This window comes from Xanthomonas sacchari, from assembly GCF_024266585.1.
GTDB lineage: Bacteria > Pseudomonadota > Gammaproteobacteria > Xanthomonadales > Xanthomonadaceae > Xanthomonas_A > Xanthomonas_A sacchari_C.
In genome coordinates, this window is sequence record NZ_CP100647.1 from 804,784 (window position 1) to 819,077 (window position 14,294).

Sequence of the window (14,294 nt, forward strand, 5' to 3'; positions counted from 1 at the left end):
CTCGGCAAGATGCAGGATCCCGCAACACGATGGCCGCGTGCCGCACACGCGGCATCGCCGTGTGCGTGGACGCCAGGGACAGGCGCGCGGCCATGGCCGCGCCCGCGGCGTTCGCGCCATCCACCCGCGCCAAGCAGGAGAGCCGCGTGCCCATTCGAATCGTTCGTCGTCCCGTTTCCTTGCGGCCCGTGCGCGTGGCGCTGGCGTCGTTGACGGCGCTGGCTGTGGCCTTGCCGGCGTTGGCGCAGGAACAGGCGGCGACGCCGCGCGATCTCGACGCCGTGCTGGTCACTGGCTCGCGCATCGCCCGCGCGCAGGTGGAAGGCCCGGCGCCGGTCACCGTCATCACCGCCGAGGACATCCGCAAGCAGGGCTTCGGCACGGTGTGGGAATCGCTGGGCACGCTGACCCAGTTCAGCGGCAGCACCTTCAACGAGAGCGACCAGACCGGCAGTTCGCCCAACGGCCAGTACCTCAATCTGCGCGGGCTGGGGCCGGGCTACCAACTGATCCTGCTCAACGGCAAGCGCATGGCCGACTACCCGCAGTCCTACGGCGCCAACGGCACCGCGGTCAGCCTGGGCAGCATTCCGGCCGCGGCGGTGGAGCGCATCGAGGTGATGAGCGGCGGCGCCTCGGCCATCTACGGCTCCGACGCGGTCGCCGGCGTGGTCAACATCATCACCAAGCGCGATTTCCAGGGCGACAGCCTGCGCGTGCGCGCCGGCACCACCACCCGCGGCGGCGGCGACACCGGCCAACTGCAGTGGACCGGCGGGCGCCGCGGCGATGGCTGGAGTTTCACCTACGCGTTCGAGCGGCTGGACCGCGAACCCATCGTCGCCCGCCAGCGCGATTTCATGGATTCCTACGACGACCATCCGGCCAACAAGGCCGACCCCAGCTCGCCCAACGTGTCCATTTCCGGCGTGTACCTGCGCCGCGGCAGCACCTATCTGTGGCCGCAGGCGGGCACGTTGTCGACCTCGCCGCAGGCGCTGGCGGCGGCCTGCGTCGCGACCAATCCCGCGTTCCGTCCGTACCGCACCAGCGACAGCCTGCCCGCGCCCAACCGCTGCGGCGCGTTCGACTACTACGCCGGGCGCTCGGTGCAGAACGGCTACGGCAAGACCTCGGCCTATCTGGCCGGCGATGCCGAGCTCGGCCACGACGTGGTCGCCTACGCGCAACTGCTGGCCAATCGCGCGCAGGACAAGAGTTCCAGCCAGACCCACTACTACATCGGCGAAGGCGCGTTCACCACCTACGATCCGGACCTGGGGCTGGTCACCGCGCAGCGCATCTTCCTTCCGGACGAGGTCGGCGGCATCAAGACCATCGACTACGACGAGCGCAGCTGGAACCTTAACACCGGCGTGCGCGGCAAGGCGCTGGGTGGACGCTTCGACTGGGATGCCAGCGTGTCGCTGTCGCGCTACGACATCACCACGCGGCGCCCGCGCTTCCTCACCAACGCGGTGCGCGATTACTACTTCGGGCCTGTGCTGGGCTATCGGCCGGACGGCACCGAGATCCGCCGCGTGCGCCCGGACCGCCTGTTCGCGCCCGGCAGCCCGGCGCTGTACCAGCAGCTCACCACCGAGGTGGTCAGCCGCGGCGAATCGGCTACCGACCAGGCCCAGTTCGTGGTCAGCGGCGACCTGTTCGCGGTCCCGGCGGGCATGGTGCAGATCGCCACCGTGCTGGAAGCGGCGCGGCAGACCTACGACCTGCAGCCCGATCCGCGCACCACCGTCGACTACACCGGCAGCGAGCGCATCTACAACCTCACCCAGACCCCCGGCGGCGGACCGCGCAAGCGCTACGCCGCCGGCCTGGAACTGCGCGTGCCGATCGCCAGCCGGCTCAGCGCGACCCTGGCCGCGCGCTACGACGCCTACGACGACATCACCGCGGTCGATGGCGCGGCGACGTGGCAGGCCGGGCTGGAATGGCGTCCGTTCGACAGCCTGCTGCTGCGCGGCAGCCATGCCACCAGCTTCCGCGCGCCGGACCTGCTGTGGATCTACGCCGGCACCAGCGCCAACAACCCCACCGTGGTCGACGAATACCTGTGCCGCCGCGACGGCCTGGATCCGCTGTCGGCGGCCTGCGCGAGCGCGCACGAGTACCAGACCTTCTCCACCCAGGCCTCCAATCCGCTGCTGCGCGAGGAGACCGGCAAGTCGACCACGCTCGGCGCGGTGTGGGACGTGCTGCCGGCGCTGTCGCTGAGCCTGGATTACTACCGCATCGAACTCAAGGGCCGGGTCGAAGCCATTTCCAGCGAAACCCTGCTGGAGAACAACGCCAACTGCCTGCTCGGCCGCGACCGCGCCGGCGCCGCGGTGGACACCGCCTCGGCGGCCTGCCGCTTCTACCAGGACGCGGTCACGCGCAGTCCCGGCACCGACCTGACCAGCGAAGGCCAGATCACCGCGTTCAGGACCTTCCCGATCAACCAGTCGCTGATGCGCACCGACGGCGTCGACGCCAGCCTGCGCTACGACCTCGACCTCGGCGCCTGGGGCACGCTCGGCCTGCAGGGTGGCCTGACCCGGGTGCTGCGGATGGAGGTGGCGCAGTTCGCCGGCGCGCGGCCGGTGGACGTGATGAACGACGTCGACTACCTGGCGTTCCGCACGCGCAGCAACTGGCGCGCGAACTGGAGCCGCGGCGACTGGTCGGCCAGCGTGTACGGCTATCGCTATGGTTCGCGGCCCGACTACGCCGAACGCGGCCGGGTCGCGCCCTACCTGGTGTGGAACGCCGACATCGCCAAGCAGATCACCGACAAGGCCAGCGTCGGCCTGAGCGTGCTCAACGTGTTCGATGCGCTGCACCCGCGCGACGACACCTACACCGCCTGGCCGTACTTCCCGCGGGTGTACAGCGCGATCGGCCGGCAGTGGTACGTCAACTTCAACTACCGCTTCTGAGCGCGCCGGTAAGCATCGACGCGCGCTTGCACGCCGCCGCCGCGCCGATTGCGTACGCTTGCGCGACCCCGATCAGGAAGTGTCCATGACCCGCGTCCCCGTGCCGTCCCTGTCCGCCGCGCGCCGCCTGCTGCTGCTGGGCACGCTGGCGTTGCTCGGGGCCTGCGCGCACGCACCGCCGCGCAATCCGCTGGCCACCTGGGTGCCGTCGCCGAACTACGACGCACGCCGGCCGATCCTGATCGTCATCCACTACACCGACCAGCACTCGGTGCAGCAGAGCCTGGACACGCTGCGCTCGCACAACAGCAAGGGCAAGGTCAGCGCGCACTACCTGATCGGCCGCGACGGCACGCGCTACCAGCTGGTCGCCGACCAGGACCGCGCCTGGCATGGCGGCGCCGGGCGCTGGGGCACCATCACCGACATCAACTCCGCCTCGATCGGCATCGAGCTGGACAACGACGGCAAGACCCCGTTCGCGCAGGAACAGATCGCCAGCCTGCTGGTGCTGCTCGAGGACCTGTGCACGCGGCTGCGCATCCCGCGCACCCAGGTGGTCGGGCACGAGGACTTCGCGCCCTCGCGCAAGGTCGACCCGGGCCCGCTGTTCCCGTGGAAGCAACTGGCCGAGGCCGGCTTCGGCCGCTGGCCGGTCGCCGACACGCCGCCGGCCCCGCCCGGCTTCGATCCGTGGCAGGCGCTGGCGCTGATCGGCTACCCGGTCGACGACCGCGCCGCGACCCTGCGCGCCTTCCACCACCACTACCGCGGCAACGAGGCCACCGCCTTCGATGCCGAAGACCTGCGCATCCTGTACGCGCTGACCCAGCCGCTGCTGGCGCGCCCGCAGCCGGCGCCGGCAATGGAGCCGGACGCGCCCTGAGCCGGTGCAGTGCGGCGTCGGCACTGCCGTGCCGGCGGCGTGCACGCCTGTCACCTGGCGCCACCGCGGTTCTTGGTAGCATCGCGCGCCAATGGACTCCAAAGGACGCAGTGCGATGAGGCGAGGAACCACGGCCCTCTGGGCGGCAACCTTCCTGCTGTTGGGCGGATGCAAGGACAAGGCCGCCGATGCGCCGGCCGCGGCGCAAACTCCGGCTATGGCGACCGCGCCCGCAGCCCCCGCCGACGCGAGCACGGCGGCACAGCCCGCCGCCGCCGAAGTGCCGGCACCGGGCCAGGTGCTGGCCGACATCTACGGCGCCAAGGGCGACGGCTCGGCGTCCTACGCCATCGACAACGGCGCGGTGGCCAGCTTCTGGTACGGCGACCGCTTCGACCTCGGCGGCAAGCAGTACTACACCGGGTTCGCCAACGCCACCGGCGGCAAGTACGACAAGCCCAGGGACACGGCCGGCGACCAGGACCTGCCCGACCCGGCGGCCGGCGTCAGCATCAGCCAGGCCACCTACGTGCTCGAAAGCGCCGGCGGCAAGCCCAGCTGGACCCTGTTCCACGCGCAGCGCTGGGCCGGCGACTTCGGTGCCGACGGCAAGGCCGACACGCTGGACGAACAGCGCAAGCCGCAGAGCACCACCACCAAGGACGGCCACCTGCTGCTGGCGCTGCCGACCACCCGCTTCGCCGACGGCATCACCAGTACCGGCTTCGCGGTGTTCACCTTCGACCCGAACAAGAACGACCTGGGCGACTACAAGGGCTGGGTCTACCTGGGCACGGTCGCCGCCGGCGAGGACAACAGCGCCGCCTGCGACGACCAGGGCACGATGAAGTGCGCCACCAGCACCGGCACGCTGAGCTTCGTGCCGCCCGCCAGCGGCAACGTGCCGTCGCTGCGGATCGCCCTGCAGGGCACGGTGGTGGAGGGGCCGGGCAAGGTGCGCACGCTGGGCCCGGCCGACGCCGTCACCTACACCTACGACCCCGCCAAGCAGCAGTACACCCCGCCGCTGGACCGCTGAGCGGACCGCGCGGGGGGCACGGCGCGGCGGCGCGCACGGCCGCGGTGGTGTCGGGCGTTGAACCTGGTTTAAGATGCGCCCCACGGGGCCTGATGATCAGGCGAGTCATTCGCGAGCGGCATGGGATGCTGCACTCGCCCGAAATGCCGGCGTGGATTGCCGGCGTGCGGTTCGCCATGCGCGACCGCCATCACCGCCCCTGCTCGGGGCCGGCGTGCACGTCACCTTGTTCCGTCCGAAACCGCGCCTGCGGGGAGCGTCCGCTCCGTGCCGGGTGCCGCGTCCGCGACGTGCGCCGCGCGCGTCGCGCGGGCGGCGGTCGGGCGCATCGGAACGCGCAGGTGGGTTCTTCCGGCTTCTTCTCCGACTACAGGATGTTCTGGACATGTCCAACGACAACAAGCGCGCCGCCGCTCCCGAAGCGCCACCCGATGCCGGCAGCGTGCTGTACCTGATCTACGGCCGGGACGGCGATGGCGCCGTGTCCTACGAGATCGACAACGGCGCGGTGGTGAATTTCTGGGGCGGCCAGCATTTCGAACTGGACGGCAAGCACTACTACACCGGTTTCAGCTACGCCACGCCGGGCCGGTACGGCATCGACGATGCGGAAACCTTCCCGCACCCGGGCGAAGGCGTCTCGCTCGGCGCCGCCACCTTCCTGCTGACCATGCCGGGCGGCGAGCGGCCATGGATGGTGCTGCACGCGCAGCGCTACGTCGGCAGCTTCGGCGCCTACGCGCGGGCCGATGCCGTCGATCCCACCCGCGCGCCGCAGCAGCATGCGCTCGGCGACGGCCGGTTGCTGCTGGCCGTGCCCACCGCCCGCTTCGGCAACGGCATCACCGAAGCCGGCTTCGCGCTGTTCGTGTTCGACCCGAACCGGCACGACCTCGGCGATTACCGCAGCTGGGTGTATTGCGGCACGGTGGCGGCCGGCGAGGACAACGAGGCGGCCAGCGACCCGGACGGGGTGGTGCCGCATGTGTCCAGCAGCGGCACGCTGGAATTCCAGGCGGTGCCCGGCCAGCGCATGCCGGCGCTGCGGGTGGCGCTGCACGGCACCGCGATCGCCGGTCCCGGCCGCGCGCGCCTGCTCGATGCCGGCGACGTGCTGCAGTACGCCTACGACCCGGACAGCGCGCAGTACCAGCCGGTCCCCAACGCATGACCCCCGTGGCGCGCGGCGGCGCGCCGCTGGACGCAGCACCGGATGTTCCGCAGTACGCAATCGTTCTGTTGACCGCGCACTAACAAGCTCATGGACGAGCTCGGTTGACCCAGGCGGCCGCGATGGCCGTACCTCAACCTCAAGGAGTTACACGAGATGGCACGTGATACCACCAAGGCAGAGAATCTCGACATCATCGAGCGGGAAGCCAGGCAGCGGCAGATTCCGGTCGACGATTTCCTGCGCTTCGCCTACATCGAAACCGGCGGCCGCTTCGACGAGCAGGCCAGCCGTGGTCCCAACAGCGCCAAGGGGCTGTTCCAGTTCACCCCCGGCGCCGCCAGCGCCTACGGCATCCGCGGCCGCGAACTCGACGCGGTGGCCAACACCGATGCCGCCGCGCACATGTACCAGGACAACCGCAACAGCCTGACCCGCCAGCACGAGCGCGATGGCCGCGGCTACCTGTCCGGCAAGGCGCAGCCCGACGGCCTGGACATGTACATGGCGCACCAGCAGGGCGCCGGCGGCTACCGCTCCATCCAGGCCGCCATCGCCACCGGCCACTTCGCGCTGAAGGGCACTCGCGCCAACATTCTCAACAACGTCCCCGGCGAAAAGGACGCGCAGGGCGCGCGCCAGTTCCAGGCCTACACCGGCACCTTGCTGGCCGACTTCAAGACGCTGTCCGACCACGACATGGCCAAGGCCTTCGTGAAGTACTGGGACGCCAAGTACGACCACATCGCGATCCCGGAAAAGGGCATCAAGCCGCGCGCCGAGGGCCAGGCCGCGCCGGCGCGCGCGCCGACGCACGCAGGCGGCAGGCAGGGCGGCCACGACGGCATCGCGCTGACCGCCGCCTACGAGCTGGGCGTCAAGCACGACGACGTGAAGTACGCGATCAACGTCAAGAGCAGCAAGTACTACCACCCTGGCGTGGACGGCAAGCACCTGGCGCAGGGCTACATCGACTGCTCCGGCTGGGTGACCGAGCTGCAGAACGCGACGATGAACGAGATCAACGGCAAGGCCGGTCGCGACGTGTTCACCCAGAAGGACATGTTGGCGCAGGGCATGGTCGGCTCCGGCGAGATCGTCAAGAAGGCCTTCGACAGCTCGGGCGTGCTGCTGCAGGGCAAGGACGTGTTCAAGCCCGGCGCGCTGAAGGAAGGCATGGTCATCGGCGTGGATTCGGGCAAGACCGCGCACGAGCACTGGAAGGGCATCGACCACATCATGATGGTCGTGCGCGATCCCAAGAGCGGCGAGCTGCTGGTCAGCCAGTCCACCGGCAGCAAGGGCGTCAACACCATGCCGCTGGACGACTACCTGGCCACGCACCAGAACGCCAAGCTGTTCGCCTCCGATCCGCTGGCCAAGGCCCGCGACCTGCTGCAGGACCGCCAGCAGACCCAGGCGCAGAGCCAGGGCACGCAGGAGCCGCGCACGGCGCTGAAGCCGGGCGAGCAGGGCGCCGACGTCAAGGCGATGCAGCAACGGCTGATCGAACTGGGCGTCAAGGACGACCAGGGCAAGCTGCTCAGCGGCACCGGCTACTACGGCGAGCGCACCCAGCAGGTGGTCGCCAACCTGCAGCGCGAGAAGGGCCTGGCGCCGACCGGCATCGCCGACAAGGCCACGCTCGAGGCGATCGCCAGGCAGCCGGCGCCGGCCAAGGCCGACGCGGCGGCGCCGGCCGACAACCCGCTGTACAAGCAGGCCCTGGACCACCTGCAGAAGCAGGGGCCCAATGGCGGCTTCAATAGCGCCGAGGAGATGCAGCGCGCTGCTGGCCAAATCGCGTTCGAGGCCAAGGTGAGCGGCATGCAGCGCATCGACGATCTGGTGCTCAGCGGCGACCGTCGCGGCCTGATCGCGGTGCAGCGCAATCCCGACAATCCGCACGACGTCAATCGTGCCTACGTGGACCGGCAGCAGGCCGCGTCGGTGCCGCTGGAGCGCAGCCAGCAGCAACTGGCCGCCGAAACCCAGCGGCAGGCGCAGGAACAACCGCAGCAGCCGGACCCGCTGCGCGAAAGGACCCAGCCGCCGCGCTGATCGGTGTTTCCGGCAACGGCCGCCGTCTTGCATGTCGCGCGGCGGTGGTCGTGCGTGGCGATGGCGGCGGCCATTGCCACGTATGCGCCGACGCGACATTGCCCAACGCCGGCCAAACACGATCACCCGCCATCGCGGCGTGCGATGGACAGCGAACGCAACGATCGCTTAGAACCTCGCTTTTCCGCTCGCGCAAACGACAAGGACGCAACCCGACCATGGCCATCGCCAAGGCTTTCCAAGGCTCTTCCCTGCTGCTGTTGTGCGTGGCCACTGCCGCCTGCAGCGCGCCGTCTTCCACGCCCAGCCAGTCCCAGGCACCGGCCACTCCGGCTGCGGCCGCTGCCGCCTCGCACGATGCCGGCACCCAGGCCGATGCGGGCGCCGCCACGCCGGCCGCCACGCCGGCCGCCGCGCCAGCGACGCCCAGCCCTTCCCCCGCTTCAGGAGATTCCCCCGTGCTGCGACCGTCCTACGACACCTGCATCACCGCCGCCGGCGGCGCCACCCCGGCGATGCTGGACTGCATTTCCGACGAACACGCCTACCAGGACCAGCGCCTCAACACCGCCTACAAGGCGGCGATGGCCAAGCTCGGCGAGAGCGAGCAGCACGCGCTGCGCGAGCGGCAGCGGCAGTGGATCGCCGAGCGCGACGAGAAGTGCGTCGCCGATCCGGACGGCGGCCAGGCCGAGCGTGTGGATGCGGCCGAATGCCGGCTGGAAATGACCGCACGCCGCGCCGACGAACTCGAAGCGCACTGATTGCACCTGTGCAGTGAACCCCGACGCACGGCGCCTTCCACGCCGCGCGTCCAGCCAAGGAGATTGCGATGAGCGACAAGGATTGGGAACTGGGCCAGACCTCCAAACACTACGAGACCGGCGGCCGCGGCGCGTCGACCGTGTCCTCCGGCGTCGACGACCCGGGCGGCGTGTCCTACGGCTCGTACCAGATGACCTCGCAGACCACCACCCGTGAGGGCAAGGTCATCAACGGCGGCACCGTCGCCGCGTTCGTCCGGGACAGCAAGTACAGCGACGACTTCGCCGGCCTCAAGCCGGGCTCGGACGCGTTCAGCGCCAAGTGGAAGGAGCTGGCCAGGACCGACCCCGGCTTCGGCCAGGAACAGCACGACTACATCAAGCGCACCCACTTCGACAAACTGGTCGACCGGCTCAAGGACAAGGGCCTGGACCTGTCCGACCGCGGCCCGGCGGTGCAGGATGCGATGTGGAGCACCGCGGTCCAGTACGGCCCCGGCAGCGACAGGAAGCCGGGCGGTTCCGGCGTGTTCCTGCGCGCGATGGAAGAGAAGTTCGGCAAGCAGGCCGACCTGTCGAAGATTTCCGACAAGGAGATCGTCAGCGCGGTGCAGGACTACAAGGCCGAGCACGTCAAGGAGCTGTTCCCGCGCGTGCACCAGCAGAAGACCCTGGATTCGCTGCAGCACCGCGCCGAGAACGAGAAGGCCGACCTGCTCAAGCTGGCCGACCTCGGCAAGACCGTCGCCAAGCCGGACGAGTCGCGCGACGCGCACACGGCACCGAAGCCGCACGACGGCCATCGCGCGCCGGCCGCGCACGGCGGCGTGCTGGCGCGCAATGCGCAGGGCGAGGCGGTGCAGGGCCTGCAGGAGAAGCTGGCCACGCTCGGCTACCTGGACGCCAAGGATGCGATCGGCACCTACGGCCCCAAGACCGAAGCGGCGGTGGAGAAGTACCAGCGCGACCAGCACCTGAAGGGCGTGGACGGCAAGGCCGGCCCGGAGACGCTGGCCGCGATCGAGCGCAGCGTGCAGCGGCAGCAGGGCGTGGAGCAGCTGCGGCGCGACAACCCGCTGTTCGACCAGGCGGTCGCGCAGCTGGAAAAGCAGGGGCGCCACGGTGGCTACGGCGACCGCGAGGCCATGCAGCGCGCGGCCGGGCAGTTGGCGTTCGAGGCCAAGGTCAGCGGCATGTCGCGCATCGACGACCTGGTCGCCAGCACCGATGGCCGCGGCATAATCGCGGTGCAGCGCAATCCGGAGAACGCGCACGACGTGCATCGCGCCTATGTCGATCGCCAGCAGGCGGCGACCGTGCCGCTGGAGCAGAGCCAGCAGCAACTGGCGGCCGAGACCCAGCGTCAGGCCCAGGAACGGCAGGTGCAGGACCCGCAGCGCACTCAAACCCAGGCGCAGCTGCCCGGGCGCTGACGCGCGCCGCGCAGGGCGGCCATCGGCGCGCGCCGGTGGCCACCGTGCGGCGCGCTCCGCAGATCGCGCAGCACAGGCGGGGCGGTGGTGCAGGACAGCGGCAGCGGCCATGGCCTATGCTGCGCAGATGCCGCATGCCCACCGCTCCCGCTGCCGCTGTCCGTCGCGCCCCTGGCGCCGGCACGGCACGCTGCGGGCGCTGGGCCTGGCGTTCGTGTTCGCCGTCGCGCCCGCCACGTTCGCTGGGGAACCGACCACCTCGCCGGCCACCACGCCGGCGCAGGCGGGACTGGTCGACGTGCATGCGCTGGCGCCGGACATCGCGATGGACATCCGTTACGCCGGCCACGACAACTTCACCGGACGTCCGGTGCCGGGCTACGACGCGCCCAAGTGCTATCTGCTGGCGCCGGCTGCTAAGGCCTTGGCGCAGGTGCAGCGCGACCTGCAGGCCAAGGGCTACCGCCTGCAGGTGTTCGACTGCTACCGTCCGCAGCGTTCGGTCCGCGCCTTCGTCGCCTGGGCGCGCGATCCGCAGGATCAGCTGGCCAAGGCGCGCTATTACCCGAACCTGGACAAAGGCGTGCTGCTCGGCGACTACATCGCCGAACGCTCCGGCCACAGCCGCGGCGCCACTGTCGACCTGGGCGTGCTGGACTGCCGCCAGGGCCCCTGCCGTGCGCTGGACATGGGCACCGGCTTCGACTTCTTCGACCCCAGCGCGCACACCGACACCCCGGTCATCGACGCCACCCAGCGCGCGCACCGCCAGCAACTGCTGAAGGCGATGGCCGCGCGCGGCTTCGTCAACTACCCGATGGAGTGGTGGCACTACACCTTCCAGCCCGAGCCCAGCCCCGACGTCGCCTTCGACGTGCCGGTGCGCTAGCGGTTTGCGATCACCGCCACGGAACCCGCATGACCGGTACCCACCAATTCGTCGACCTGCCATGTCCTTACTGCGGCGAATGGATCGATGTCGCGCTGGATCCGTCGGTGGACGTGCAGCAGTACGTGGAGGACTGCCAGGTGTGCTGCAAGCCGATGCTGATGACGGTGCGCTGGGACGAGGACGGCGCGCCGGTGGTGAGCGCGATCGCCGAAAACGCCAGTTGATCCGCGCGCCGGCGCGGCGCGGTCGGATGCCGCTGCGCGCGCCGCGCCGTACGCCGATGCGCGACACCCTCTAGACTTGCGGCCTTGCCGACCGAGGACACCCGATGAACCTGCCGCTGCACTTCGGCCTGCTGGGCTCGCTGGAAGCCGGGCTGATCGCATTGGCGGTCGGTTTCCTGGTGTATGCGCTGTGGCAGTGGCTGGGCCGGCGGCTGGGCTGGACGGAGGGCCAGCAACTGGGCGGCGCGTGCCTGATCGCGGTGGCGGCGTCGGCCGGCATCGACTGCTGGAACCTGTTCTACACCAGCATCGTGCGCCTGGAGTCGCCGCTGTACGCACGCATCGCGCTGGCCAGCATCCACGATCCGGACGAACTGGGCTCCCGGGTGGTGCTGGAAGTGGCCGGCGCGCTGTGCGGCGTGGCCCTGGCCTGGGTCGTATTCAGGGGGCGTTCAAGCGGAAACGCCGGCGACGGCGGTCACGAAACACGCTGAAACAGACGTTTTCTTTCTGCAATCCAAACGTCTCGAATGGACGCCTTACCGCGCCCTCACCGATCCCTAACCAGCGCGGTAGCGTGCTGCGCCGACGCGGTGGTTAACGATCCGTTTTGCGGCTTTTTTCGACAGGGAATGGATTCAGTCTGAGACCGGCACGGTAGCGCCGTGTTCCGGAATCGACCGGACATGCCACACCGAGAGAGCCAAGGAGAATCCACCCATGAACATTCGCAACCGCACCCCGCTGATCGGTACCGCCGCCCTGCTCGCCGCCGCGCTGGCCCTGCCGGCGTTCGCCCAGGACGCGCAGGCCGACGCCGCCGCTCAGGCGCAGACGCAGTCGTCCACCAGCGCCACCGGCCAGAGCGGACAGGCTGGCGCGGCCTCGGGCGGCGGCCAGACCTGGGCCGATGTGGACGCCGACAAGGACGGCGCCATCAGCAAGCAGGAGGCGCAGGTCAACGCCGGCCTCAGCCAGATCTTCGCCCAGGCCGATGCCGACCATAACGGCAAGCTGACCCCGGACGAGTACAAGGCCTACGTCGCCAAGCAGCAGGGCGGCGCGGCGACCGGCAGCGACAGCAACGGCGACCAGTAACGGGAGCGGTTCCGGCATCGGCGGCCGCGCGGCGGCGAGGCCGCGTGCCGCCTCGCCGGGACCGAATCCCATGCGCACCCGCCGCGGCGCGGGTGCGGGCAGACGCTTCACCACGACGGCGGCCTTTGGCTGCCGTCGTGCGTTCCGAGGTGGCGACGCCACGTGTCGTCAGCCCGCAGGGGCCCGCTGCTATGCTTGGCCGATGCCAACACCCACTGCGCTGCGCCCCTCTCCCATCGCCCTGGTCGGCTTCGACGGCGACGACACGCTCTGGAAGAGCGAGGACTACTACCGCGATGCCGAGGCCGCGTTCGAAGCCATCCTCGGCCAGTACCTGGACCTGCACGACGCCCGCACCCTGCAGCATCTGCTGGCGGTCGAACGCCGCAACCTGGCGGTGTTCGGCTACGGCGTGAAGGGCATGACCCTGTCGATGATCGAGGCGGCGATCGAGCTGACCGAGGCGCGCATTTCCGCGCGCGACATCGGGCGCATCGTCGAGATCGGGCGCAGCACGCTGCAGCATCCGGTGGAAGTGATCGCCGGCGTGCGCGAGGCGGTGGCGGCGATCGCCGCCGAGTTCGAGGTCGTGCTGATCACCAAGGGCGACCTGTTCCACCAGGAAGCCAAGATCGAACTGTCGGGCCTGGGCGATCTGTTCCCGCGCATTGAGGTGGTCTCGGAAAAGGATCCGAAGACCTACGCCAGGGTGCTGTCCGAGTTCGGCATCGGCGCCGAGCGCTTCGTGATGATCGGCAACTCGCTGCGCTCCGACGTGGAGCCGGTGATCGCGCTCGGCGGCTGGGGCATCCACACCCCGTACACCACCACCTGGGCGCACGAGGCCGAGCATGGGCTGTCGGCCGACGAACCGCGCCTGCGCGAAGTGGCCGCGGCGGCGGACTGGCCGCAGGCGGTGGCGGATCTCAACCGGCATGCGGCGCGCCTGCAGCACGGCTGAGCGACTGCCGCGCCCGGCAGCGGTGCGCATCCACCGGCAGGTCTGCTCCCACGCGCGCTGACAGCGCCCGTCGCCTCCGGCAGAATCGCCCCATGCGCCTGCATCCGTTTTCTGCCGGTCTGTTTCTGTCCGCCGCGCTGTGCGCTGCCGGCCCGGCTGGCGCGCAGGGCGCCGTGACGCCCGCACGTGCACCTGCCGCCGAGGCGGTGGACGCGGCACCGGTCGAGGACCCTGGCACCGACGATGCCTGGATCGATCGTCAGTTGCTCGACATCGACCGCTACGCCGCGCGCTACCCCGACAGCTTCCTCGACGAGGTCGTGCGCTACGCGCAGATGCCGCGCGGCTATGCCGAAGTCCTGTTGCGCGAGCGGCACTGGCCGCCGCGCGACGTGTATGTCGCCGCATTCCTGGCCAAGGCGGCGGGGCGGTCCTACCGCGACGTGGTGCGTGCGCGCACGGCCGCCGGCGTGTCGGCCGGCTGGGCGACGGTGGCGAAGGAACTGGATGCGCCGCCCGGCTCGCTGGCCTACCGTGCGCTGCGCCACTCCATCGTCGCCAGCTACGACCACTGGGACCGGCCGATCGTGCTGGACGCCCTGCTGCGCCGGCAACTGGGCGACCGCGCCGCACGCGACCGGGCCGCGGCCCAACCGCAGGACGGCGCAGTAGGCACCTAGCCCCTCTCCCCCCGGGAGAGGGGTTGGGGTGAGGGTCGGGGCGCGCAGCGCACTCGCAATCCTCATTCCCAATTGCCTTTCGCCCGCTCGACAAACTGCGCCGACACAAACACCGGCGGCCTGGCACTCCCCACCGCACCGGCACG

General features: G+C 70.3%; 13 protein-coding genes. All 13 read left to right on the plus strand.

Features of this window, described 5'->3' with window-relative positions:
* Positions 1 to 146: 146 nt before the first annotated feature.
* Positions 147 to 2,939, plus strand: coding sequence for a TonB-dependent receptor plug domain-containing protein (locus tag NKJ47_RS03340; protein WP_254460123.1), 2,793 nt, complete (start codon positions 147 to 149; stop codon positions 2,937 to 2,939).
* Positions 2,940 to 3,024: 85 nt separating this feature from the next.
* Positions 3,025 to 3,825: an N-acetylmuramoyl-L-alanine amidase gene (locus tag NKJ47_RS03345; RefSeq protein ID WP_254460124.1), complete on the plus strand. Its 801-nt coding sequence runs from the start codon at positions 3,025 to 3,027 to the stop codon at positions 3,823 to 3,825.
* Between the two features lie 115 nt (positions 3,826 to 3,940).
* Positions 3,941 to 4,864: a hypothetical protein gene (locus NKJ47_RS03350; RefSeq protein ID WP_254460125.1), complete on the plus strand. Its 924-nt coding sequence runs from the start codon at positions 3,941 to 3,943 to the stop codon at positions 4,862 to 4,864.
* 385 nt (positions 4,865 to 5,249) lie between these two features.
* Complete coding sequence (locus NKJ47_RS03355; protein ID WP_254460126.1) at positions 5,250 to 6,035, plus strand: hypothetical protein; 786 nt, start codon at positions 5,250 to 5,252, stop codon at positions 6,033 to 6,035.
* 156 nt (positions 6,036 to 6,191) lie between these two features.
* Entirely contained in the window at positions 6,192 to 8,096 is a 1,905-nt protein-coding gene (locus NKJ47_RS03360; protein WP_254460127.1) for a peptidoglycan-binding protein, read from the plus strand.
* Positions 8,097 to 8,314: 218 nt separating this feature from the next.
* Complete coding sequence (locus tag NKJ47_RS03365; RefSeq protein ID WP_254460128.1) at positions 8,315 to 8,860, plus strand: lysozyme inhibitor LprI family protein; 546 nt, start codon at positions 8,315 to 8,317, stop codon at positions 8,858 to 8,860.
* Between the two features lie 68 nt (positions 8,861 to 8,928).
* Positions 8,929 to 10,293 carry an XVIPCD domain-containing protein gene (locus tag NKJ47_RS03370; RefSeq protein WP_254460129.1) on the plus strand — a complete coding sequence of 455 codons (1,365 nt, stop codon included), beginning with the start codon at positions 8,929 to 8,931 and terminating at the stop codon, positions 10,291 to 10,293.
* Between the two features lie 199 nt (positions 10,294 to 10,492).
* Positions 10,493 to 11,182: a M15 family metallopeptidase gene (locus tag NKJ47_RS03375; protein WP_254461328.1), complete on the plus strand. Its 690-nt coding sequence runs from the start codon at positions 10,493 to 10,495 to the stop codon at positions 11,180 to 11,182.
* Positions 11,183 to 11,211: 29 nt separating this feature from the next.
* A complete protein-coding gene (locus tag NKJ47_RS03380) occupies positions 11,212 to 11,409 on the plus strand; it encodes a CPXCG motif-containing cysteine-rich protein (RefSeq protein WP_254460130.1) in 198 nt (65 codons plus the stop codon).
* A gap of 104 nt (positions 11,410 to 11,513) precedes the next feature.
* A complete protein-coding gene (locus NKJ47_RS03385; RefSeq protein ID WP_254460131.1) occupies positions 11,514 to 11,903 on the plus strand; it encodes a hypothetical protein in 390 nt (129 codons plus the stop codon).
* 226 nt (positions 11,904 to 12,129) lie between these two features.
* Positions 12,130 to 12,507: an EF-hand domain-containing protein gene (locus tag NKJ47_RS03390; protein WP_254460132.1), complete on the plus strand. Its 378-nt coding sequence runs from the start codon at positions 12,130 to 12,132 to the stop codon at positions 12,505 to 12,507.
* 202 nt (positions 12,508 to 12,709) lie between these two features.
* On the plus strand, positions 12,710 to 13,468 hold the full coding sequence (locus NKJ47_RS03395) for an HAD family hydrolase (RefSeq protein ID WP_254460133.1): 759 nt from the start codon (positions 12,710 to 12,712) through the stop codon (positions 13,466 to 13,468).
* 92 nt (positions 13,469 to 13,560) lie between these two features.
* Entirely contained in the window at positions 13,561 to 14,148 is a 588-nt protein-coding gene (locus NKJ47_RS03400; RefSeq protein WP_254460134.1) for a hypothetical protein, read from the plus strand.
* The last annotated feature ends 146 nt before the right edge of the window (positions 14,149 to 14,294 follow it).